The sequence below is a fragment of the Pseudomonas zeae genome, from assembly GCF_014268485.2.
Lineage (GTDB): Bacteria > Pseudomonadota > Gammaproteobacteria > Pseudomonadales > Pseudomonadaceae > Aquipseudomonas > Aquipseudomonas neuropathica.
Map to the genome: position 1 here is coordinate 4,214,496 of NZ_CP077090.1, position 23,087 is coordinate 4,237,582.

General features: G+C 59.6%; 20 protein-coding genes and 1 pseudogene. 11 read left to right on the forward strand and 10 right to left on the reverse strand.

Going from position 1 to position 23,087, the window contains the following annotated elements; genetic code table 11:
• Positions 1–3 precede the first annotated feature (3 nt).
• Together HU754_RS18445 and HU754_RS18450 are read left to right on the forward strand one after the other, a co-directional pair.
• Entirely contained in the window at positions 4–1,392 is a 1,389-nt protein-coding gene (locus tag HU754_RS18445) for an amidohydrolase family protein (protein ID WP_186624863.1), read from the forward strand.
• Positions 1,393–1,606: 214 nt separating this feature from the next.
• Complete coding sequence (locus HU754_RS18450) at positions 1,607–1,798, forward strand: hypothetical protein (RefSeq protein WP_186624862.1); 192 nt, start codon at positions 1,607–1,609, stop codon at positions 1,796–1,798.
• A gap of 118 nt (positions 1,799–1,916) precedes the next feature.
• Here the strand turns inward: HU754_RS18450 and HU754_RS18455 are convergent, their stop codons facing one another.
• A complete protein-coding gene (locus HU754_RS18455; RefSeq protein WP_186624861.1) occupies positions 1,917–2,552 on the reverse strand; it encodes a Vgb family protein in 636 nt (211 codons plus the stop codon).
• 31 nt (positions 2,553–2,583) lie between these two features.
• Positions 2,584–3,795, reverse strand: coding sequence for a helix-turn-helix domain-containing protein (locus tag HU754_RS18460; protein WP_186624860.1), 1,212 nt, complete (start codon positions 3,793–3,795; stop codon positions 2,584–2,586).
• A gap of 130 nt (positions 3,796–3,925) precedes the next feature.
• Here HU754_RS18460 and HU754_RS18465 point away from each other — a divergent pair, with 130 nt between their 5' ends.
• The 3 genes from HU754_RS18465 to HU754_RS18475 are packed head-to-tail and all read left to right on the forward strand — an operon-like array spanning position 3,926 to position 8,598.
• Positions 3,926–6,169 carry a type VI secretion system Vgr family protein gene (locus HU754_RS18465; RefSeq protein WP_225919924.1) on the forward strand — a complete coding sequence of 748 codons (2,244 nt, stop codon included), beginning with the start codon at positions 3,926–3,928 and terminating at the stop codon, positions 6,167–6,169.
• A 3-nt stretch (positions 6,170–6,172) separates the two neighbouring features.
• Complete coding sequence (locus tag HU754_RS18470) at positions 6,173–7,459, forward strand: VRR-NUC domain-containing protein (RefSeq protein ID WP_099758654.1); 1,287 nt, start codon at positions 6,173–6,175, stop codon at positions 7,457–7,459.
• Positions 7,460–7,473: 14 nt separating this feature from the next.
• Complete coding sequence (locus HU754_RS18475) at positions 7,474–8,598, forward strand: type VI immunity family protein (protein ID WP_186624859.1); 1,125 nt, start codon at positions 7,474–7,476, stop codon at positions 8,596–8,598.
• A 6-nt stretch (positions 8,599–8,604) separates the two neighbouring features.
• On the opposite strand, the gene HU754_RS18480 is transcribed toward HU754_RS18475, so the two are convergent.
• Positions 8,605–9,051: an NUDIX hydrolase gene (locus HU754_RS18480; RefSeq protein WP_099758652.1), complete on the reverse strand. Its 447-nt coding sequence runs from the start codon at positions 9,049–9,051 to the stop codon at positions 8,605–8,607.
• Positions 9,052–9,489: 438 nt separating this feature from the next.
• On the opposite strand from HU754_RS18480, the gene HU754_RS18490 reads away from it, so the two are divergent.
• Entirely contained in the window at positions 9,490–9,921 is a 432-nt protein-coding gene (locus tag HU754_RS18490; RefSeq protein WP_186624858.1) for a nuclear transport factor 2 family protein, read from the forward strand.
• Between the two features lie 164 nt (positions 9,922–10,085).
• On the opposite strand, the gene mqo is transcribed toward HU754_RS18490, so the two are convergent.
• A complete protein-coding gene (gene mqo, locus HU754_RS18495; protein ID WP_116255377.1) occupies positions 10,086–11,732 on the reverse strand; it encodes a malate dehydrogenase (quinone) in 1,647 nt (548 codons plus the stop codon).
• Between the two features lie 524 nt (positions 11,733–12,256).
• Between mqo and HU754_RS18500 the strand changes: the two genes are divergently transcribed.
• A complete protein-coding gene (locus HU754_RS18500; protein ID WP_093438922.1) occupies positions 12,257–12,688 on the forward strand; it encodes a nuclear transport factor 2 family protein in 432 nt (143 codons plus the stop codon).
• 140 nt (positions 12,689–12,828) lie between these two features.
• On the opposite strand, the gene HU754_RS29805 is transcribed toward HU754_RS18500, so the two are convergent.
• Positions 12,829–13,692 (reverse strand): methyl-accepting chemotaxis protein, encoded by an 864-nt coding sequence (locus HU754_RS29805; RefSeq protein WP_414927525.1) that lies wholly within the window; start codon positions 13,690–13,692, stop codon positions 12,829–12,831.
• A pseudogene (locus tag HU754_RS29810) lies at positions 13,687–14,460 on the reverse strand (MCP four helix bundle domain-containing protein); the annotation flags it as partial. The pseudogene HU754_RS29810 and the gene HU754_RS29805, both read right to left, overlap by 6 nt.
• A gap of 225 nt (positions 14,461–14,685) precedes the next feature.
• Here HU754_RS29810 and sodC point away from each other — a divergent pair.
• The 3 genes from sodC to HU754_RS18520 all read left to right on the forward strand — a co-directional run bounded on the left by sodC (position 14,686) and on the right by HU754_RS18520 (position 16,163).
• Positions 14,686–15,207, forward strand: a complete 522-nt coding sequence (gene sodC, locus HU754_RS18510; protein WP_186624856.1) for a superoxide dismutase family protein — start codon at positions 14,686–14,688, stop codon at positions 15,205–15,207.
• A gap of 159 nt (positions 15,208–15,366) precedes the next feature.
• A complete protein-coding gene (locus HU754_RS18515) occupies positions 15,367–15,681 on the forward strand; it encodes a DUF2388 domain-containing protein (RefSeq protein ID WP_093438930.1) in 315 nt (104 codons plus the stop codon).
• Positions 15,682–15,761: 80 nt separating this feature from the next.
• Entirely contained in the window at positions 15,762–16,163 is a 402-nt protein-coding gene (locus HU754_RS18520; protein ID WP_175559657.1) for a hypothetical protein, read from the forward strand.
• On the opposite strand, the gene ligD is transcribed toward HU754_RS18520, so the two are convergent.
• The 4 genes from ligD to HU754_RS18540 all read right to left on the reverse strand — a co-directional run bounded on the left by ligD (position 16,164) and on the right by HU754_RS18540 (position 22,047).
• Positions 16,164–18,755 carry a DNA ligase D gene (gene ligD / locus HU754_RS18525; RefSeq protein ID WP_186624855.1) on the reverse strand — a complete coding sequence of 864 codons (2,592 nt, stop codon included), beginning with the start codon at positions 18,753–18,755 and terminating at the stop codon, positions 16,164–16,166.
• 17 nt (positions 18,756–18,772) lie between these two features.
• On the reverse strand, positions 18,773–19,726 hold the full coding sequence (locus HU754_RS18530) for a methyltransferase (RefSeq protein ID WP_186624854.1): 954 nt from the start codon (positions 19,724–19,726) through the stop codon (positions 18,773–18,775).
• Between the two features lie 11 nt (positions 19,727–19,737).
• Positions 19,738–21,114 carry an iron-containing redox enzyme family protein gene (locus HU754_RS18535; protein WP_186624853.1) on the reverse strand — a complete coding sequence of 459 codons (1,377 nt, stop codon included), beginning with the start codon at positions 21,112–21,114 and terminating at the stop codon, positions 19,738–19,740.
• Between the two features lie 162 nt (positions 21,115–21,276).
• Positions 21,277–22,047: a tellurite resistance TerB family protein gene (locus HU754_RS18540; RefSeq protein WP_186624852.1), complete on the reverse strand. Its 771-nt coding sequence runs from the start codon at positions 22,045–22,047 to the stop codon at positions 21,277–21,279.
• A gap of 259 nt (positions 22,048–22,306) precedes the next feature.
• Here HU754_RS18540 and pcsA point away from each other — a divergent pair, with 259 nt between their 5' ends.
• Complete coding sequence (gene pcsA, locus HU754_RS18545; RefSeq protein WP_007919592.1) at positions 22,307–23,029, forward strand: phosphatidylcholine synthase; 723 nt, start codon at positions 22,307–22,309, stop codon at positions 23,027–23,029.
• Positions 23,030–23,087 lie beyond the last annotated feature (58 nt).

Here is a 23,087-nt window from a genome sequence, read left to right on the forward strand (position 1 = left end):
CCCATGACTCGACTTCAGAACATCCTGATCAAGAACCCGGTTGCGGTGATGACCGGCCTGCGCGGCCCCCGCGCGCGGGCCGGCGTCGTGGACATCCGCGTGGTCAACGGGCGCATCGCCGAAATGGCCGCGAACCTTGAACCACAACCCGGCGAACGGGTGATCGACGCGCGCAACTGCGTGGTCTACCCGGGCTGGATCAACACCCACCATCACCTGTTCCAGAACCTGCTCAAAGCCGTGCCCGAAGGCCTGAATCAGGATCTGCAAGGCTGGCTGGCGAGCGTGCCCTACCCGCGCCTTAACCGCTTTACCCCGCAACTGGCGCGGACTGCCGCGCGGTTGGGCATGGTCGAACTGCTGCTGTCCGGCGTCACCACCTGCGCCGATCACCATTATCTCTACCACGCCCACGGCAGCACCGAGACCGGCGACTTGCTGTTCGACATGGCCGATGAATTCGGCCTGCGCTTCGTGCTGTGCCGTGGCGGCGCCCTGGAGTCGGCGAGCGCGCATCCGGGCTTCTCGAAAACCGCGCTGCAACCGGAAAGCCTCGAGCAAATGGTTGGCGATATCGAGCGGCTGAAATCGCTGTATCACCAGGACACCCCGGACGCAATGCGCCGCGTCGTCGTCGCCCCGACTACGCCAACGTTCTCCCTGCCGCCGACGCTGCTGCGCGAACTCGCCCACACCGCTCGTGGCCTCGGCTTACGCCTGCACACGCACTTATCGGAAACGCAAAACTACGTGAATTTCTGCCGCGAAAAATACAACTGCCTGCCGGTGGAATTCGTCGCCGAACACGAGTGGCTCGGCCCGGACGTCTGGTTCGCCCACGCCGTACACCTGCAACCCGGTGAAATCCGTATGCTCGCGCAGACCGGCACCGGCGTCTCCCATTGCCCGGTGAGTAACGCTCGGCTGGGCAGCGGCGTGGCGCCTGTGCCGCAGATGTATGAGGCCGGCGTGCCGATTTCCCTGGGAGTGGATGGCGTAGCCTCGAACGAGTCCGGAAGCATGGTTGGCGAAGCCAACACTGCATGGCTGATCCACCGCGCAGAACAAGGCGCCTCGGCGACCACGGTGGAAGATGTCATTCACTGGGGCACGGCGGGCGGCGCGCAAGTGCTAGGCCTCGGCGCCGTTGGCACACTTGAAGTCGGTCAGGCGGCGGATCTGGTGATCTACAGCCTCGACCATCCACGCTTCTATGGCTTCCACGACAGCGCCGTCGCGCCGGTGGTAGCGGGTGAACCGATCACGGTGAAATACAGCCTGGTCGGCGGCCGCGTGGTCGTGGAAAACGGCGTGATTCCGGGCCTGGACATTGAACGCATGCGCGCCGAAGCATGGGAAGGTGTGCAGCAACTGATGGACGTCGACGACTGATTCCAATCCACCGCAACTTCAATGTGGGAGCGAGCCTGCTCGCGAAGGCATATTGTCAGCCACTGCAACATTGACTGATCCAACGCTTTCGCGAGCAGGCTCGCTCCCACATAAAGCCGTCGCATTCGCGACTTCCTGCTTTCTCGACTAACGTTATTACCTCATCGGACAGAGCCCCTGCCCGCAATACAGGGCTCTTTTCAAGGAGAGACTGATGACGTCGCGTCGCAACATCGAACAGACCTACCGCACCTGGTCCAGCCCGATTCTGCTGGAGCTGAAAAAACGTGAGCACCAAATGGCGCCGGTCGAGCGTCAGGCCCTTGAGAATGTTTTGCTGGAAAGAAGGTTGCTGGACATCGGCGGCCCTGAGGGTATTGAACGTCGTCGCAACAGCGGTGGCTGACACTGCGCTTTCGCGAGCAGGCTCGCTCCCACAGGGTTTGAAGTCGTTCACAACATTTGTGTTCATCCGCAATCACTGTGGGAGCGAGCCTGCTCGCGAAGAGGCCCGTGCAGCCAACCTACAACTTGGGCCGACGCACTACCCTCACCCGCCCACTGTCGCCACCACCGCAATAGAAGCGATCAGCGCCGCCCGCCTCCAGCCCCGAAACACCTTGCCCCGCCGGCATCTTCAGCGACTCAAGGACTTTGCCGTCCTGCGCATCGATATGCCGCAGCTCACTCTCATCGCCTTCCCACGTGCCATGCCACAACCCGCCATCCACCCAGGTCACCCCGGTGACGAAGCGGTTCGACTCCAGCGTGCGCAGGATCTCGCCAGTTTGCGGATCAACTTGATGAATCTTGCGCTCGCGATATTGCCCGACCCATAACGAGCCCTCCGCCCAGGCCATGCCTGAATCACCGCCATTGCCCGGGGCCGGGATGGTGTGGAGCACGCGCCCCGTGGCCGGATCGATCTTGTGGATGTGGCGATCAGCAATCTGGTACAGGTGCTGGCCGTCAAAAGCGGTGCCGCCGTCGGCGCCAACCTTGATCGTGCGCACGGTTTCGCCACTGGCCGGATCCAGAGCATTGAGCTGGCCGTCGCTGGCAAACCAGACCTGCTGGCCATCGAAGGTCACTCCGTGAACGCCTTTGATGTCATCAAAAGGACCGTACTCGCGAAGGATTTCTGCGTTTGCTTGTTTCATGGCAACTTCCTCGTTGATGTGTGGGTCCAGCCTAGCCATTGCCCAACGACACCGGGAGTAACAAGATCGTCGCGAAACCCGGCAGCGGCGGCGTCATCCAGCGCCGCGCCCGGCCCACGCCGAAGGCCTGCACCTTGTCCGCCTGCGCCAATGCCTCCAACGCCCGCTGCACTTGGCGCTGACTATTGCCCAAGGCCAGTGCCAACGCCGAACTCGACCAAGCCTCGCCGTCGGCAAGCAAGGCCAGCAACGCCGCGTATTTGTCTTCAACCGGCAACGTCAGCAACGCAACGTCCTCGGCCACCAGCGCAAAGCCCCTTGGCGTTGCGGCGATATTCGCCAGCGGCCTCAGTGCCGCACGCAAGCGGCCAATTTCGACCCGCAGGCGAGCACGGTGCGACTCATCCGTCAGGGGTAAACGAAAAGCCTTGGCGAACAGTGTTTCGCGCGCCACATCGTCCGGCCAGGCTTGCGCGAGTAATCGTGCGAGATTGAACAGCACCGACCGCGTGGCCAGCGCCACCGTCATGCCGGCACCGCGCACGCTATAGCGGCAGGCATCGACGATCAGTGTCGACGAGTTGAACAAAGCTTCAACCTGCGCCAGATTCACCCGTTGCGCCTGACCGGCAACGATCAGCCGCGCTGCCGGCGCAGCAAGCATGTGACTGGCGTGATCGACCTCGGCGCTCAGTGCGGCGATCCCGGCCTGTTGCGCCGCAGCCTGCGCCCGAGCCAGCGCCGCGCTGGCCTTGTGTGCCTGGACCCGACGCACGGCGATTCCGGCGGCGATCAACTCATGAGCAGTACGCAGCGCCGGCGGCAACGGCGCCGGGTCAGTTTCACCCAGCAACGTTTCGGCCTCATCCAGTTCGCCGATCAACAGCAACCGGCGAATCTGCAAATAGCGCGCGTGCGCCGCGTTCACGCCGTCACCGTGCTCCTGCAAGACCCGCCGCGCCGCCTCCAGCGCCTTCACCGGCCAGCCCAGATCCCGCGCTGCCAGCGCCACCTCGGCCTCGGCAACCACACAACGCGCCCGTGACAGCGGTTCATTGCTGCCGAACGCCTTTATCGCCCGTTGCAACAACGCCTTGGCGCGGGGCAGATCACCGAGCTGAGCCATGGCAATTGCGCGCAGGGCCAGCGCCGGCGGATCCTCACGCAGAGCGACGTAGTTCAACGCGCCTAGCGGGTCACCAGCAGACAGCGCGCGGCCGGCGGCGTTGATCAGCGAATCCATGGCTCGTCCGTCCCTCGGTGGCTGAATCGTGAGCTGAGTCTGATCGCTGATTATGGCGCGTTTGGACGCTTGATCGGCTGTTTCAGTTGTTGCAACATCGGCACAGCTTTTCCAATGGATGGAGTCGAGCATGCTGGATGCAAACGCTAGCCACATTACCTTCACTGTCGAAGGCGCCAACGCCGACCTGCAAGTCCTCAGCTTCACCGGTCGCGAAGCCCTCAACCAACCGTTCCGTTTCGACCTCGAACTCGTCAGCGCCCGCCCCGACCTCAAACTCGAAGAGCTGCTGCACAAGCCCGGCGTCCTGACTTTCGGTCCGACCGGCGAAGGCAAGATCCACGGTCTGGTCTATCGCATCGAGCAAGGCGACTCCGGCAAAACCCTGACCCGTTACAGCCTCAGCCTGGTGCCACAACTGGCCTACCTGCGGCATAACCACGATCAGCAGATTTTCCAGCAACTGACCGTGCCGAAGATCATCGCTCAGGTGCTGGAAGATCGCGGCATTCTTGCCGACGCCTACAGCTTCCAGCTCGGCGCCGAATACCCGGAACGCGACTACTGCGTGCAGTACGACGAATCCGACCTGCATTTCATCCAGCGCCTGTGCGAAGAAGAAGGCATTCACTTCCACTTCCAGCACAGCAGCAGCGGCCACAAACTGGTGTTCGGCGACGACCAGACGGTGTTCCGCAAACTGAAACCGGTGAGCTACCAGCAAGACTCCGGCATGGCCGCCGACAAACCGGTGATCAAGCGCTTCAACCTGCGCCTGGAAACCCGCACCACCCGCGTCAGCCGCCGCGATTACGACTTCGAGAAACCGAAGATCCTCCCCGAAGGCGCGGTCAAAACCGAGTTCGCCCCGGACCTTGAGGACTACGACTACCCCGGCCGCTTCACCACCCGCGAGCGCGGCAAATTCCTTTCCACCCGCGCGCTGGAACGCCATCGCAGCGACTACAAACTCGCCGAAGGCAAAGGTGACGAACCAACCCTCACCAGCGGCCACTTCCTCACCCTCGCCGAACACCCGCGCGCCGAATGGAACGACCTGTGGCTGCTGCTGGAAGTCTTCCACGAAGGCAAACAACCGCAAGTACTCGGCGAAAACGTCACCAGCGACGTCACCGACCACAAAAGCGATTTCCACCAGGGCTACCGCAACAGCTTCCTCGCCACCCCGTGGGACGCGCACTACCGCCCTGCCCTCGAGCACCCGAAACCGAAAGTCCTCGGCAGCCAGACCGCCGTCGTCACCGGCCCGGCAGGCGAAGAAATCCACTGCGACCAATACGGCCGCATCAAAGTGCAATTCCACTGGGACCGCGACGGCCAGTCCAACGACAAAACCACCTGCTGGATGCGCGTCGCCAGCGGCTGGGCCGGCGCCGCGTACGGCGGCATCGCCATCCCGCGCATTGGCATGGAAGTCCTCGTCACCTTCCTCGAAGGCGATCCCGACCAGCCATTGGTCACCGGTTGCCTGTACCACAAGGAAAACGTCGTCCCCTACGACCTGCCGGCCAACAAGACCCGCAGCACCTTCAAGACCCTGAGTTCACCGGGCGGCAAGGGCTACAACGAATTCCGCATCGAAGACAAGAAAGGCGTCGAGCAGATCTACATCCACGCCCAGCGCGACTGGGATGAGAACATCGAGCACGATCAGAAGATTCGCGTCGGTAACGAACGGCACGACACCGTTGAAGCCAACACGCTGAGTGAGTTCAAAGTTGAAGAACACCGGATTACGCATCTGGATCGGGTTAGCGAAATGCGTGCGGATGATCACCTGACGGTGGGTGTGACGCAGCATCTGAAGGTGGGGACTGCGCAGTTTGTTGAGGCTGGGTCAGAAATCCATTACTACGCCGGCCAGAAGGTTGTGGTCGAAGGCGCAATGGAGCTCACGGCCAAGGCTGGCGGCAATTTCGTGAAAGTCGACGCTGGTGGCGTAACCATCAGCGGCGCCGAGGTGAAGGTCAACACTGGCGGCTCGCCTGGGGTGGGCAGCGGCATCGGGATTTTGGTGCCGTTGAATCCCGGCGCAGTTGACACCGATAAATTCGGCCAATTGCCTGACAGCGCGCCGCGCAGTCACAAGGCGCGCTACCTGTTGCTGGATGAGAAAACCGGTGAACCTCTGGTGGGCACCCCATATACGTTGAAGCTCGCTGATGGCACCCGAATTGCCGGTTATACCAACGAAGAAGGAAAAACCTTTCAGGCACTCAGCAGCAGCCCGGCAGAGGTCGAACTGCTGACACCTGTTCGCAAACCCGAGCCTGAAGAACCGTTGATCAGGGCCGGGGAAAGCGCACCCAAGGAAATGACCCTGGACTTCAAAAACGCCAACTCGGAGGGCTGAATCATGCCGGTCATGCAACCACCTCAAACGCCACAAGGCTGCACGAACACCAGTATCGAAGGTACGGTCAAACAAGCACCGCTGCCCAATCCTGATAACAAACCTTATCTGATGGAAAAAGCCAATTACGCATCGCGGTTTCCCAGATTAACGATAAAAAAAGCCAAAGATGGTGACTTCACCGGCATGGAGCTTAAACAGCTGGTAATGAGTGGATTGATTCGGGCAGATGAATACCGCTGGGATTTCAAATGGGATTACAAAGCTGAAGTCTGCTTCGACATGTCGTCCCTCCCCCCCAAACCATTCCTGAGTTCCTCATGGCTGGGCGATGACGTGAAGCCAGATCCCACGCGACGCCATTCACTCTTTCCATTCCCTAAAGGTTCAGTCAAAGGATTATTACGGCGTCCCGACGTTATCATCGTCAAGACACGCAGCTTACGTTGGCCGGGACAAGCTGGAACGGATCATCAAGGTGTTGCGCACCCGGATAATCTGGAGAGGCTAGTGGAAGTGAAGTTTCCCGGGGACGTCCTCGGTATGGCACAGCGAGAGGCTTATCTGGATATAGCAGGTGGCCCAAACCGTTTTTCTGTACTCGAAATCAATGATTGTCGAGATGACGGCGAGCGTGAACGCGACCGCGAATACAACAGACAACATAAGCCGACTGGTGAGTTCAACCCACAGCAATGGCCTGTTTTGCTGCCCCCGGCCGGAGGCCCGGGGCAAGCCCCAAGACCCGCTCCGGTACCTGTTCCCGCGTACGGCCCAACAGCGACACCCAGACCGGCGCGGGTCGAAAGCTGGACGCAACTTCAAGAGGCCGTTGAAGGGCTCTTGGAGCAAGGTGCTCAGGGCATTCGAAGGCTATCGCAAGAAATGCAACAACACCTCGAAGACGCCGCTACGTGGCTCGGAATCAAGGGTCAATGGATTAGACGTGAGTCTCAAAAAGCCTGGGAATGGGTCAGTGAAACAGGTGCGAAGATCGTTCGCTGGACGGATGAGCAACTCAGGGCTGCGTGGAAGGAAATTCAGCATTTCACCGACCTGACCTTGGAAAAGCTCAAGGAAATCGACTGGATGCAAGTATTGATTGACGTAGGAACAGTCGTTGCCACCGTTGTGGTGGCTTTTGCTATTGGAGCGGCACTGGTTGCTGCCGGTGTGCCTGCTGCTATCGTCGCAGCAATTTTGGTTATCGTTCGACTGGCTCAGCTTTCATGGGCCGTGCTGGTCACCATTTTGGGCGGCGCTGCTATCACTGCTGCGGCGACAGCCTGATAAAAGAGAGCTTTATGAATACATTGGAAAAACTGAGCGAACAAGCTCCAGACCTGACGTTTGAGCTACCCGATAACACCCCCGTTGTACGACTCGGGTTGATCGCAACCCTCTACTTCAAGGAAGGCTACTCGCTGCAAAGCAAGCGCAATGTCATGCAGTGCTTCACCCGATTCAAGGAAGAGTTCGGCCAGCATCTGAAGGGACAGTTCGACGACCGCTACAAGAAACTGACAGATTCCGGATTCAGCAAAACCCAGGAAAAAATCCGCGAGTCAGGGCCGAACGAACAATACGAATGGCACATCAGCAGCGCCGCAACCGCGAACGAAGCTGCTGCGTACAGCCTGTCCGCACTGAACTCGTTCGAGGTGCATGGCGATCAAAAACGCTCATACCTGAAGATGACATTGCCCTGGAGTTTCCTGAAAGAGCCCGATGGCGTCGCGCGCTTTCAAGAATGGCTGGTTTACTTGTGCGATCAGGTTGAAGCCGAACATGGCTACGGCGGACTTTCGAGCATACTGCCCTACGACTTCGATCGTTACATGCCCATGGAATTTCAACTGGCGCAGCAATATGTCGGTCTGGAAGTTGACTCAATGGTGCACAACTTCAAACGAGAACTGCTTGATCACATCAAAGGTGTCAACTGGTACACCATTGTTAGCACTCGATTTACCGAGCAACTGGGAGGCAAAGACGGATTACGCCACGCCTTCAGCGGACGTGGCGACGTCGAGATGCTGGATTATCAGGGCGGAGTGATCATTCGCGCCGGCGCTTTACCCGAACTGGGCGCTATCCATGAACCTCTACCCGTCACCTATGTAGCGGTGAACCGTGTTTTGAAACAGCTTCGTAATCCAAAACCCGATCAACTGCACACTTATTCACCCTACGGTAACTGCTTCGAACAAGACAGTACCGCGCGCTGGTACGCGCGATTCGACCAAGACGATGCGCATTCGAAAACTCCAGCACGAATAGAGGCCGGTCAGCCTTGTAGCGCCGCGGGTTATTGGTTCAGCCCTGCACAGGCAAACTCCCGACGTTACTTCGACTTGGGGGAAACCATGCCTGGGTTCAGTGGCTCGAATTGGGGCGATACGCTTTGGTATTGGTCGGGGGAAGCGTGAGTGAATTCATCCGAGCAATCCGGCGCTTTTCAGCAGCTCCTGCAAGCCATTCGGCACCAAAGGCGCCTGCTCGCTGAAGCTTGAGCTGTCATGCCAGCGTGCAGTGAAGGGCGCGCCGTCGCTTTCATGGCCATCGATCTGTGCGTTGTCGTAGACGCCCTGATCGACGAACGTCGCGTCGTATACCTGGACAATTTCGTGACCCGGTTCGCCGTTGTAGACGAAGAGGCTTTCCAGTGTGCCGAGCAGACGCACGTCACTCATGGACAGGCCCAACTCCTCCTGCACTTCGCGCACGATTGCTTCGGCGCTGGTCTCGCCAAATTCAATACCGCCGCCAATAGGCCGAAAGCAGGTTTGCTGGCTGCCCGGGTCGCGAAATTCGTTAACCAGAATTTTGCCGTTGTGATGAAAAACGCAAAGTGCGAGCGCGCGAATGCGGTGTTCGGCCATGACTGAAGTCCATTTACAGGTGTGGGGGCGCGGCATTTAAACATGCTTTGCGCGACACACCCGTGGACGTCACTGGAAAAGGGTCGCTTCAGACCGGAGAAATCGTTGCGAGCAGGCCGATCAGAATGGTCAGTGTCAGAAAGCCACCCAGAAAAAACGCCATCTTGTTCATGTTGCTCTCCTCAATGCTGAGCTTGCGGTGCACTGGGCGCTTCGGGATGAAGGACTACCGCGAGTGCCGAACCGTGGGGCTATTTTGAGCGGATGACTGAACTGGTAACAGAGGCAGATCCGGCGAAAAAATACGGATCAGATGCGCATCTGATCCGCATGGGCCATGGACTGATATTCAGATCGCGGCACAAGGGTTCAATTTCGGCATGGTTGATCTAGAGTCATTGCCGTCGCGACAACAACAAGAAAAATCCTGGAGTGAACATGACCGACCTGAACCTGCAACCCAACGTCGCCGCATCGCTGGGCAAATGGCACGAAATGATCCGCACCGGCGACCTCAGCGCCCTGCCCGGCCTGCTCGACCCGCAAGCCGTGTTCCGCTCGCCGATGGCCCACACGCCTTATCCGGGCGCGCCGGTGGTGTCGATGATCCTCAATACCGTGTTCGAGGTGTTTGAAGACTTCACCTATCACCGTGAGCTGGCGACTGCCGATGGCTTGAATGTGATTCTGGAGTTCAGCGCCAAGGTGGGTTCGAAGGAGCTGAAAGGCATCGATATGATTCGCTTTGATGAGGGCGGGAAGATTGTCGAGTTCGAGGTGATGGTTCGCCCGTTGAGCGGATTGCAGGCGTTGGGTGAGGAGATGGGACGGCGACTGGGTGCTTATCTGGCGTCGGCCAAAGCCATGTAAGAGCTGCCGTAGGCTGCGATCTGTTGATCTTGATCTTTCAAAAGCAAGATCAAGATCAACAGATCGCAGCCTCGTTTCACTCGACAGCTCCTACAAAACTATTTGCGATAAAAAAGCCCACTGACCGTCGCCGGTTCAGTGGGCTTTGTGTGTCAGGCGTTTAGTTACAGCGCCATGTCACGTGCAGCGTTTTCCTTCGGAGCTTCAGCCTTTTCAGTTGCAGGTGCGGCCGGGGCAGCAGCCTGACCGATCACTGGAGGTGTCGGCAGTTCGAGGATCTTGGCGGTGTAAGCCCACTCTGCAGCCACTTTGGCTGGATCGTTGTTCAGCTGAGTGCCGTAGCTTGGAACGATCTGGTGCAGCTTGGTTTGCCACTCTGGGGTCGCGACTTTGTCTTTGAAGACTTTCTGCAGCACGCTCAGCATGATCGGTGCAGCGGTCGACGCGCCTGGCGATGCGCCTAGCAGGCCGGCGATGGAGCCGTCTTGTGCAGCAACGATTTCGGTGCCCAGTTTCAGCACGCCGCCAGCGGCTTCATCACGCTTGATGATTTGCACGCGTTGGCCGGCTTGCCACAGGCGCCAGTCTTCGGCTTTGGCGTTCGGGAAGTATTCCTTCAGCGCGTTCAGACGGTCTTCATCCGACAGCATCAGTTGGCCAGCCAGGTACTCGACCAGCGGGTATTCCTTGATGCCGACCTTGGTCATAGGCCAGATGTTGTGGGTGGTGGTGCTGGTCAGCAGGTCCAGGTACGAGCCTTCCTTGAGGAACTTGGTGCTGAAGGTCGCGAACGGGCCAAACAGGATGACGCGCTTGCCGTCCAGGACACGGGTGTCCAGGTGCGGAACGGACATCGGTGGTGCACCAACCGACGCTTTACCGTAGGCCTTGGCCAAGTGCTGTTCAGCGATGGCCGGGTTATCGGTCACCAGGAACGAACCGCCAACCGGGAAGCCAGCGTATTCCTTGGCTTCAGGAATGCCCGACTTCTGCAGCAGGTGCAGTGCACCGCCGCCAGCGCCGATGAAGACGAACTTGGCATCGGTTTCGGTTTTAGTGCCGTCTTTCAGGTTTTTGTAGCTGACGCGCCAAGTGCCATCGGCATTCTTGGTGATGTCCTGGACTTCGCTCGACAGTTTCAGATCGAAGTTAGGCTTGGTTTGCAGGTACGCAGCGAACTGGCGGGTGATTTCGCCGAAGTTCATGTCGGTACCCAGCGGGCTCCAGGTGGCCGCGATTTTCTGGTTCGGGTCACGCCCTTCCATCATCAGCGGGACCCACTTCTTGATCACAGCCGGGTCTTCGGAGTACTGCATGCCGGCGAACAGCGGGCTCGCTTGCAGGGCTTCGTAGCGCTTTTTCAGGAACTTGATGTTGTCATCGCCCCACACGAAGCTCATGTGCGGCGTGGTGTTGATGAACGAGCGAGGGTTCTTCAGAACGCCTTGCTGAACCTGCCAGGCCCAGAACTGACGGGAGACCTGGAACGCTTCGTTGATCTCGACGGCTTTCGGGATCGTCACGTTGCCTTTGTCGTCTTCCGGAGTGTAGTTCAGCTCAGCGAGCGCCGAGTGACCGGTACCGGCGTTGTTCCAGCCGTTGGAGCTTTCCAGGGCGACGCCGTCGAGGCGCTCGACCATTTCCATCGACCAGCTTGGCTCCAGCTCATTGATCCACACACCGAGGGTGGTGCTCATGATGCCGCCGCCGATCAGCAGGACGTCGACTTTCTTTGCTTCGTCAGCATTGGCGGATGTCATCCCCATCGCCAAAGCCAGACCCAGCAGGGCTGTGTTCACTTTCTTAAACATCTGTTGCACCTATGATAAAACGCCTTCCGCCCGCCGCTGTTATCTGTATGCGATCCGCTTTGATGACGCTCAGGCTCGCGTCGCAGATTCCGGCACACTTCAATTTTGACGGGTGGGCACACAAGGCCGACATGCTGCATCGACCTCAGTTAATGTCCCTTCTGAACTGACTTCTTATCATTATTGGCTTCAGCTACTTGAGCGACAGGGATTCCGTCAGCCCGCCCGAAGGCAAGCAAACTGAATTAGGTCAAACCAAGTTGGCGCGAAGAATATCACGTCAGGGCAAACCCGCGCGTCTGTTCCCGACTTGAGAGTCTTTTTCCGCTCAGGGACTTATCGGCCGCCAGTCGCTGAACATGACCCTCTGATGAGTGCGTCGACGCAAACCATCCTGCATTCAAGTGTAGTTGCCCAGACATTGAGCACTTTTGGGCAGTGCCTTGCTCAAGCATTATCTGCTAAGTTGTACGACGACTGACAAATTAGTCGTCAACCCCATAACAACAAGGGAAACAACCTCAATGACCAAGACCCGACTCCTGATCGGCTTTCTCTGTGCCTTCAACGGTTACGCGATGGCCGCCTCTGCCCCGGCGGAAAAAGACGTTGCCCAAGCGGTGGATCATCTGACCCAGGCGATGCTGCACAAGGACATCGCCGAACTGAACGCGCTCACCGCGCCCAACCTGACTTATGGCCATTCCAGCGGCAAGATCCAGGACAAGAAAGAGTTCATCGCCGACATCGAAACCGGCAAGAGCGCGTTCAAGACCCTGGAAATGCAGCACCAGACCATCACCCTGTCCGGCGACACCGCGCTGGTCCGCCACCACTTTTCCGCACAGGCGCTGAAGGGGACCGAGGTGGTGCCGACGGAGATCGAGAATTTTCAGATCTGGCAGAAGCAGCATGGCAAGTGGTTGCTGGTTGGGCGGCAGGCGTTCAAGTTTTGATCGGGGTTAACCGACTCTGAATAGATGTTGACTGGGCTGCCGTCTTCGCGAGCAGGCTCGCTCCCACAAGGGAACGCATTCCAAAGGTGGGAGCGAGCCCGCTCGCGAAGGCGGCAGCCCAGGCACTACAAACTTCCTGGTCACAACCGAAACCGATCCACCGACTGCGCCAACTGCCCCGCCAGACTCGACAACTCATCGGTGGTATTCGCCGTTTGCCCGATCACCCGGCTGTTGCCTTCGGACATCCCGGCAATCATTTCCACCTGATGGGCGATCTCGTTACTGGCCTGGCTTTGCTCGCCAATCGTGCGAGTGATGTCGTTGACCAGTTGCGTCGTGCTCAACGTCGCATCGAGAATTTCGCGGATGGCCCGCTCGACATCCGCCGTCACCGCCATGCCCTTGTCGACCTGCGCGACACCCGCCTCCATGCTGCTGACCGCCTCGCGGGTGCTGTGTTGAATGCGCGCGACCATCGCCGCGATTTCCTGGGTTGAGGCGCTGGTGCGCGCCGCCAGACTACGCACTTCGTCCGCGACCACCGCAAAACCCCGACCCTGCTCACCGGCACGGGCCGCTTCAATGGCGGCATTGAGCGCCAGCAGATTGGTCTGGTCGGCAATACTCTTGATCACCTGAATGATGTTGAAAATGGCTTCGGATTCCTGATCCAGCGTGCGGATCACCTGCGCCGACTGTTGTGCTGATCGGGCGATATCGTCCATGTCGCTGACCACTTGATGAATGACACCGCCGCCCTCCTTGGCCAGGGTTTCGGCCTGACTGGCCATGCTCAGTGCCCGTTCGGCGTGGCGGGTGATTTCCTCGATGCTCGCGGTCATCTGGCTGGCGGCAGCGGCCATGGTGCCGGCGGCGACGCTTTGTTGCTGGCTGCTGTCGGCGACCTGATGGCAGCCGTGGCTGAGTTGCTCGCTCATGCCACTGACGCCGTGAGCATTGCGCCGCACCACGTCGATCATGTTGCGCAAGTCGCGCTGCATGGTTGCCAGTGTGCGTATCAGAGTACTGGCTTCGTCCTTGCCGGATGGCTCGGCAATCGACTCGCTGAGATTGCCGTGGGCGATGCTTTCGGCGATGCGACTGGCAGTCTTCAACGGCCCCATGATGCTCAGAATGACCCAGCGCCCCTGTATCAAGAGCAACACAAGACTGGCGATCAACACCACGCCGAGCGCGACGTTGGCGCTGCGGATGGCTGACTCGGTGCCTGCGCTGGTCTGCCGCGTATTGGACTCGATCAACTCGCTCAACGCGGCCATTTGTTCTTCAAGCTGGCCAAACGCCGCGTTGAAAGTGCCCAGTTCCTGTTGAGCCGCATCAGGGTTGTCCAGCGCCAGCCCGACAATCCGTTCGCCCGCATTGATGTAGGTATCGAGGCTCGGTTTGATCTGCTCCAGCGCCGTGCGCAATGCCGGATTGATCGGTAACTTGAGGTTTTCCTCGAGCACCTCACGAAAATGCCCGGCATGCTCGTTGATCGAATCGCGTACCTCGCTTGCCGTGCTGGTGCTTTTGCCCAGCCCGACCAGCATCGCCGAGTAGACATCGGCGCGCAGGGCGTCGTGCATCATGTCGGCTTCCATGTGGTTGCGCAGCGCGCTCATGCTGACCGCGTTATCGCTGACCGCCGAGGCCATCCGCTGATTGCCGACGTAACTGACCAGACTCACGATCAAGGCTGTCAGCAGACTTGTCACAATCAGCAACACTAAACGCAGTTTGATCGACACCGGATTTTCCTCACTCATCACGCCCGTAAGCGCTTGTCAGCCTTCAGTTAAGCCTATTTGCGCAGGTCTGCCGCGCCAGAGCGTGTCAGCAGGTGTCGGCATGCTGGCTGAAGGCAGCAAAACTTTCGGATTGCGCGGCAAGTCTCACTTTGCAACGCAGCGGAAACGGCCTTCATCGCCGGTTAATGCCGGCAGGCTATTGAGTCCGTCGCTCTGAACATTCGTACAGCAAAGGAAACGCCTATGAAACGCGCATTGTGGTTGGGTTTGCTCGGCACCTTCGCCATTGGCACCGCACAGGCGGCGACGGAAAAAGTCGCCATCAATCTGGTCAGCGCTGACGGCGCGCCGCAGGCGATCGGCTCGGTCACCATCAGTGAAACGGCGTATGGCCTGTTGTTCACGCCTGACTTGAAATCGCTGCCGGCCGGCGTGCACGGTTTCCACGTGCATGAAAACGGCAGCTGCGAGGCCGGCATGAAGGATGGCGTGAAAGGCGCCGCACTGGCGGCGGGCGGGCATTTCGATCCGCAAAAAACCGCCAAGCACCTCGGCCCTTACGCCGACGGTCATTTGGGTGATCTTCCGGCGATTTACGTGACTGCGGACGGCATCGCCAACTACCCGGTATTGGCGCCGCGCCTGAAGAAGATATCCGAGATCAAAGGTCACGCCCTGATGATCCACGCCGGCGGCGACAACCACGCCGACATGCCCAAACCACTGGGCGGTGGCGGTGATCGCATGGCCTGCGGGGTGATCTGACTCATTCCAGCGTGAAAGCGGGCAACCCGCCATGGCGTTGCCCGCGTCTGTTTTGCAATAACGCAGACTTTGCTGCGCCACGGAACTCCCGCCGCGCGCGCCCCTCTCACATTATGTAATCCTTCCCTTTTTGCTTCGCGCTTGTGGAGGAACACCGTCATGCGCAAGTTAGTGCTCGTTTCTTCTTTACTCTTATGCCTGCCGGTCGGTTCGGCGTTGGCCCGCGTCGATGCGGGTGATGTCGCCACTTCGGCGGGTGTCTCCGCGTCGCTGTACTCGACCTTCAAGGATCACAAAATGGTGATTCCGGCCCGTGACGACTTGTCTGCATTTGTCGCCAGTGGCGGGGCCATTCGTGGGGTTTATCTTGAATCGGTGCTGCAACAGGCTCGCCAGGAAAATCCTGGACTCAATGCCAGTGATGAAGATCTGGCCAACGCGATTCTGGTGCATTACGAAGGCCTGAATCAGTAGCCGTCACTGAAAACGCAGCCGATGGATGGCTGCTGAAGGCGCATAGGCAAAACTGTCCGACGGCCTCTATGATGGAGGCCATGACGACTTCTGTGCCCTTGCGCTCCCCCTGCCCGCCCGGCGCCTGCATTTGCGGGCGCGATCCGTTGCTGGAGACGCCCGGCGCGGATTTGCGCATCCTGCGGCTGACCCGAGAGGAAGAAAAACGCCTGCTCGCTCGCCTCGAAATGCTCAAAGACCTGAATGACCTCAAACATCTGCAACAGCGCATGTTCGAGCAATTGGGGATTCGCGTCGACGTCGCTCCCGGTTTCAACGAAGTGCGCACCATGCGCGGGATCGCTATTCAAATCGACGAGTTACCGGGCCTGTGCCGCAAGACACGTGCAGCGATCCCGGCCGCCATTCGCCGCGGACTGGAAAACCACCCGGAAATCGCCTTCGAATTGCTCAACGCTCACGACTTGCTACGCGACACCTGATCACTTTTTCAGCCCCAGGCGTTTGCGCATTTCGGCGGTGATGCTCTGGCGGGTTTTCTTCATGTCGGCCCACGGCTCGTCACCGACCTCAGCCAACCGCTCATGAACGTTGTGCACGTTCCACTGATTGCCGCCCTTGAGCTCGGCGACCTCTTCGCGAAACAGCGGCACCGACACCGGCAAGCCTTCGCGGGTGCGCGCGGCGTAAGCGCAGATAGTGGTGGCGCCCAGACCGTTGCGCAGGTAATCGATAAAGATCCGCCCGACGCGGTTTTTCGGCCCGGACACCGCAGAAAAGCGCTCCGGCAACAGCTTGGCGATATGACTGACGATGGCGTGGCTGAAGTCCTTGACCTCGTCCCAACCGAGTTTACGGGTCAGCGGCACCACCAGGTGAATACCCTTGCCGCCGCTGGTTTTGAGAAACGCCTTGAGGCCCAGTTCATCAAGTACGGTCAATGTCAGTGCCGTCGCTTCGACCATGCTTTTCCATGGCAGTGCCGGATCCGGATCGAGGTCGAGAACGAAGCGATCGGGCTTGTCCAGATCGACCGTGGTCGCGTTCCAGGTGTGTAGTTCGACTGTGCTCATCTGTACCGCGCCGATAAGCGCCTCGGCATTGTTGATCAGCATCACCGGTTGCCCGGTGACGTCTTTGTCCAGCGTGGTAATGCCGGGGATCGCCAGGCGTTCGGCGTTTTTCTGGAAAAACAACTCACCGGCGATGCCGTCCGGCGCGCGCACCAATGCCACCGGACGATCCTTGAGCTGCGGCAGAATCCATTCGGCAACGCTGGTGTAATACTCGGCCAGTTGCATCTTGGTGGTGCCGCTGACCGCGTCGATCACGCGATCCGGGTGAGTGATGCGCACCTTGCCGTTGGCCAGTCCGAGCTGCGACGGCGCGGTTTCTGCGCTGCTCGCCGGGGCTTTTTTCGGCGCTTTCTTCGTGGCTGATTTCTTCGCTGCAGTCTTCACCGGTTTCGCTCGCTCCTCAGTGATGCCCTTGGCCGGTTTGTCATCGCGCAAGCCATGGAACACGGCGTGGCGCACTGAACCGTCCTTGGTCATTTCGGCGAATGCGACTTCCGCCAGCAGTTTCGGCTTGAGCCAGTGCACGCCTTTGACCTCGAAGCCGCTGGGTGGATTGACCACCGCCGCCTTCTTCACCTGCAACGGTTTGAGTTGAGCCAGAATGCTTTTCAACGTCGACTCGTTGAAACCGGTGCCGACTTTGCCGGCGTAGCGCAACTCGCCGCTGTCACGATCATGCAGCCCCAGCAGCAACGCGCCGAAAGCACTGCGCGAACCTTTCGGATCGGTGTAGCCGACGATGACGAATTCCTGGCGATGTTTGCACTTGAGCTTGATCCAGTCGCCGCTGCGCCGCGACACATAGGGCGAGCCGAGGCGTTTGCCGATCAGGCCTTCCATCTGCATCTGGCAGGCGCTGTTGAGCAGCGCATCCGGGGTTTCGTCGAAGGCCTCGGAGAAGCGCAACAACGGTTGCTCATGACTGCCGAGCACCGTGGCCAGCGCGGCGCGACGTTCCTCGACCGGCACTTCACGCAGGTCGACACCGTTGAGATACGGCAGATCGAACAGGTAGTAGAGAATGTTGCCGCTGCTTCCAGCTTCAAAAGCATTTTGCAGGGCCTGAAAGTCGGGTACGCCGTGTTCGTTGGCGACGATCATTTCGCCGTCGAGCCACGCCGATTCCAATCCCAGCGCGGCCAGGGCTGCGGCCTGTTGCGGCAACTTGTGCGTCCAGTCATGACCGTTGCGAGTGAACAGTTGCACCTGATCATGATCGATGCGCGCCATGATCCGGTAGCCATCGAATTTGATCTCGTAACTCCACTGCCCTTCCGGCGCGCTGTCGACCAGCGTGGCCAGTTCCGGTTTCAGTTGTGCCGGCAGTTTGGCTTTTTGCGCACCGTTGAGCTTGCCGGTCGCAGCTTTGCGTGTCTTCGCCGCGGGCTTTTTCAGCGGTTTGCTTTGCTCGGCGGCCAGTTTGGGTTTGCCCACTAACGTGCGTTCGCTCAGCACACTGTCCGGTTCGGCCACCAACACGTCGTAATCATCCTGCGGCCGCGCGGCGCTGTCCTGATGCTTGATCAAAAACCATTGTTCTTTTTTGCCCGGCATGTGCGTGCGCACCAGGTTCCAGATACCGCCGAGCTTCTCGCCTTGCAGCTCGAACTTGAGCTTGCCCTTGGCGTAGGCCTTGTGCGGATCTTCCAGCGGTATCCACACGCCACGATCCCAGACAATCACATCACCGGCGCCGTAATGTCCTTCGGGAATGTTGCCCTCGAACGTTGCGTAATCCAGCGGATGATCCTCGACATGCACCGCCAGCCGCTTGACCTTGGGGTCGAGTGACGGCCCTTTCGGCACCGCCCAGCTCTTCAGTGCGCCATCGAGTTCCAGGCGAAAGTCGTAATGCAGGTGTGAAGCGTCGTGCTTCTGGATGCAGAACTGCAAAGCATGCTCGGCAGCGGTTTTACCTCCCGAGCGCTTGACGGCAGCCGGTTCCGAGGTCGCCGAAAAATCGCGCATGCGGTTGTAGTCGTCGAGGTTCCTGTTCATCGTGCACCTGCCTTGTTTCAGCCCATTCGGGTCACGGTCAGCGCCACCACTGCGATGCGGTCGACCCGTTGATAGCCGGGGTTGAGCAGTTCATCGCCAAAAACATCCGGGTCGAGTTCGCGGTACGTCCAGCCGAAACGTTTTTCATCGAGGCGTGGCAGCACGGTGTCGAGAAACGGATCACGACCATCGACCATCGCCACACCGGTGTAGAGCAGCAGCGAGCCACCAGGCGCCAATCGATTCAAGGCCTGTTCGACGATGCGCAGTGACAGTCCTGCCCCCAGCGTCCCGCCACCGTGGCGATAGGCGCGTTCCGCCGGGTCGGCCATGTACGGCGGGTTGGCGACGATCAGGTCGAACTCGCCGTCGACGCCCTGCAACAGATCACTGGCGCGCACTTCAACGTTGGCGACTTCCGCCAGTGCCGCATTGATCGCAGTCAGACGCAACGCCGCAGGGTTGATGTCCAGCGCCAGCACCTCTGCCTCGCGACGGGCGCGGCCGATCAGAATCGCACCGACGCCAGCGCCACAGCCGATGTCCACCGCGCGATGAATCGGCGCGAAGTTCTGCTGCAGGTGGGCGTGGATCAGTTGCGCAAAGCGGTAGGTGTCGGGGCCGAAAAACACCGCGTCAGCGGCCTCGGTGGGAAATGCCGAATGGACGAACAGCAAATCATCCAGGCTCGACCAGCGCACCCGACTCTTCAGCTCACCTTCGTAGGTATCAATGATCTGTGCGTCTTGCAGTTGTCGCTGTTCATCGGCGGACAACAATCCCGGCGCGAACGGACGCGACCAGCCGAACACATCACGCAAAGAGTCGGCCATCTGGCCTTCGTCACGCTGGTTGACCCGTTGATGGGTCAACGGCGTCGGCGTGGTGAACCGATATCCGTCTGCCAACAAGCGCCGGCCCAATTGCAGCAGCACGAGGTCGTTGGGGCAGAGTTGTTCTTCCTGATTCATCGGCGGTGTCCTTAAGGCAAGCGGGATTTAAGTTCGATAAAACGCCGGGTGGCGAGCAGCCCGGCCGGGTGTGCATGGCGGGCCGGGGCGAGCCAGGGGATCAAAATCGCCATTTGCGCCGAGGCATCCTGACCTTGCAGCGCGGTGTTGAGCGCCTGTACGTCGGGGTCCTGTTCAAGCCCTTCGATGGGCGCTGCGGTCTGACTGTGCCGCCGAACGGGTTTCGCTTTATCCGACGGCGTCCAGTCGCCGGCAATCCAGTCGTGCACCAGTTGTTTTTCGTAGGCATTGAACACGCCAAACATCGCCGCACCGTCGCCCGCGATCAGTTGCCAAAAACGGCTGGCCTGCGGGTCTTCGTGGCGTTTGATCCAGCCTTTGTTCTGCAACGCTTGAAGAAATCCGGGCAATTGCTCCGGTGCGGCCAGCCACTGATTGACGGTCTGCCCTTCGAAACGGCAGTAATCGGAATGCATGTGTTGGGCGAATGGGCACTTGCGCTCGAGCATCGCCAGCAATTGCTGCTCAAGGTCGAAGCCTTCAATGATTGCGCGGCTGCCCTGCCCCAGATCGTTGAGCCGATAGCCCAGCGCTACCCGGCGCTGAAACTCAGCGCGATCGGCCTCAAGCGGCAGCAGGTCAAGCGCCGCCTGCACGGCTTTTTGCGCATGGCCGGTGCTGGCGTTGTCGATGGTCACGTGCAGGGTGAAATAGTATGGATCGATCCCCAGTTCACTGAGTTCGTAGCTGCTGATCAACAGATGCAACGGCAGTTGTTCGTAGCCGAGGTTGTAGCCGATCACCTCGGGCAGATAATCAGCACCACAGACACCGAGGGCCAGTTGTATCGCGCCTTGCAGGTAGCGTTCATCGTCGATGGCGCTGCTGTCCTGCAGATCGTGCTCGGCGAGCAATTTCTGGTAAATCACCACGTGGTTCTGCGCCGGATTACCTTCGCCCAGCTCTTCCAGAAAGGTTCGCAGCAGGCCCTGGAAACGTGGGTCCTGCCAGCGCGGCAACAGACCATAGAGCCAAGCGCCGTCGACCAGTTTGGTCGGTGCCACCGCTTGCAGGAAATACAGCGCCTGCGCCTTGCCACGGAAAAATTGCCGAGGCCCGCCGGCCTTGCGCTGCTGCAGATAGTCGGCGTATTGCCGGGCGACATCGGCGCAATGTGCGGCCACCCAGGCGTGCCACGTTGCCGGGTCTTCAGGCAACGAATCGCTAAGTTGCGCGGCGTGTTGCAGTTGCTCCTGCAAAAACGCCTGCGCAAGGTCTTGGGAATCGTCATCGCGCAACAACGCTTCATAGACCTGCCGCATGTTCCCGGCGGCGTTGATCAGGTGCGGTTGGGCAGGCGCGGCTTGCAGGGGTGTCAGGACAGTCATGGCAAAATTCTCGGTCGGTTGGCAGGGCGCTGTTCCACACGCCTCTACAGCAGCAGAGAGGCAGCGCCTGCGAAAAATTCAATCGACGTGAAAATTGCCCGGACGGACGGCGAAGCAGCTCCTTGACGGAGCTGCGGGTGGTTATGATTTTTTGCCGTTACTTCAGGCCTGGCCTTTGGCCCGCTGTTCCAGATGCACCTGCAAATCCGGGTCGATCCGCAATGCTGCTGCCAGTTCATCCAGATAACGACGCTCGGCGTCCTTCTGGTCATCCACGAGGATCACGCTGACCAGATACATTTCAGCGGCCATGGCCGGATCGCCTTTGGCCGCCTGCGCGACTTCGTTGGCGTCCAGCGGTTTCGAGACTTCGTCCTCAAACCATTGCTGCAATTGTGGGTCGTCGGTGTGTTTGCTGATTTCCCCACTGATCATCTGTTGTTCCCGGTCGTCGATCTCACCGTCAGCCTTGGCCGCCGCAATCAAAGCGCGCAACACAGCGTGGCTGTGCTCCTCGACTTCCGGGCCGGCAAGCAGATTGGCCGTCTGCGGGATTTGTTGCGGTGCCGAACTCGCCTGGCTGCGTTGCCAGGCCTGATACGCCTGGAACGCCATCATGCCCAGCGACGCGAGCGCCGCATAATTGGTCCCGCCGGAACGATTTTGCGTGCTGCCCCCGCCGCCCAGCGCCCCACCCAAAGCGCCGCCAAGTCCACCACTGGCACCGCCGCCGAGCAAACCGCCGAGCAAGCCGCCCAAGCCGCCAAGTCCACCGGCAGATCCGCCGCCGCTGGCCGCGCCCGAGCCGCCACCGAGCAGTCCACCCAGCAACCCACCTAAACCACCCAAACCATCGCCAGCAGACGCTGAAGATTGTTGTCCCGCCGAGGCCTGGCCTCGCAGCAGTTGTTCGAGCAAATCGCTGGTGTTCATGACGTTATCCTCAGGCATTGGCAGTGACTGCGTCTGGCAACGATAGACCCCTTAAGCCATAGCGCCAGCACCGTTTGGCTGACGCTCGAAGCCCTGACGGATTTCGCCCGCGTATTTTTTCGCCGGCCAGCTAACATTGATCAGTGGTGAACCTTATCCCGGCCAGACCGGTCGATAGCTGCAACCCCGACCCGGTTTGCCGGCGCCCTGCTACTCAAGGGTGATACCCGGCTTGCTTCACTTTCTGGAGAACGCCCCCGTGATATCGACCGTACACATCGCCAGGCTCAAAGCATGGGGCGCCCATGGTTTTACCGCGACTGGCGTGGTCACAGCCTTCCTGGCCACCCTCGCCCTGCTGGAAAACCAGCCGACCCATTGCCTGATGTGGCTGGGCGTGGCGCTGATTGTCGACGGACTCGACGGCGCACTGGCGCGCAAGGTCAACGTGCAATCGGTGCTGCCGAGCTTCGACGGCTCGATCCTTGATCTGGTGATCGATTACCTGACATACGTGTTCATCCCGGCGCTGTTCATCTATCGCTACATTCCTTTGCCCGACTACACCCTGCTGCTGACCGTGTCGCTGATTCTGGTGTCGTCGCTGTTCTGTTTCTGCAACGTCAACATGAAGAGCAAGGACAACTACTTTGTCGGCTTTCCGGCGGCGTGGAATGTGGTCGCACTGTGCCTTTACATCATTGGACCGGGGCCGTGGATCACTTTTCTGACGGTTATCGGTTTGGCGCTGTTGACCGTGACGCGGATGAAGTTCCTGCACCCGTTTCGGGTACGCCGGTTCATGCCGATCAACATTGCGGTGACGGCGATCTGGCTGCTATGCAGTCTGTCGCTGGTGCTCAACCATCCGGTAATCAACCCGTTGGTGATGGGGTTGTGGTTGCTGATGTCGGCGTACTTTCTGGGGATCTGCATCTGGCGCACGGCGCTGGAGTGGTTTGATCGGCCGCAGGTGAAATAGGCTCCAGAACCCAACACAAATCCATTGTAGGAGTGAGCCTGCTCGCGATAGCGGTCTG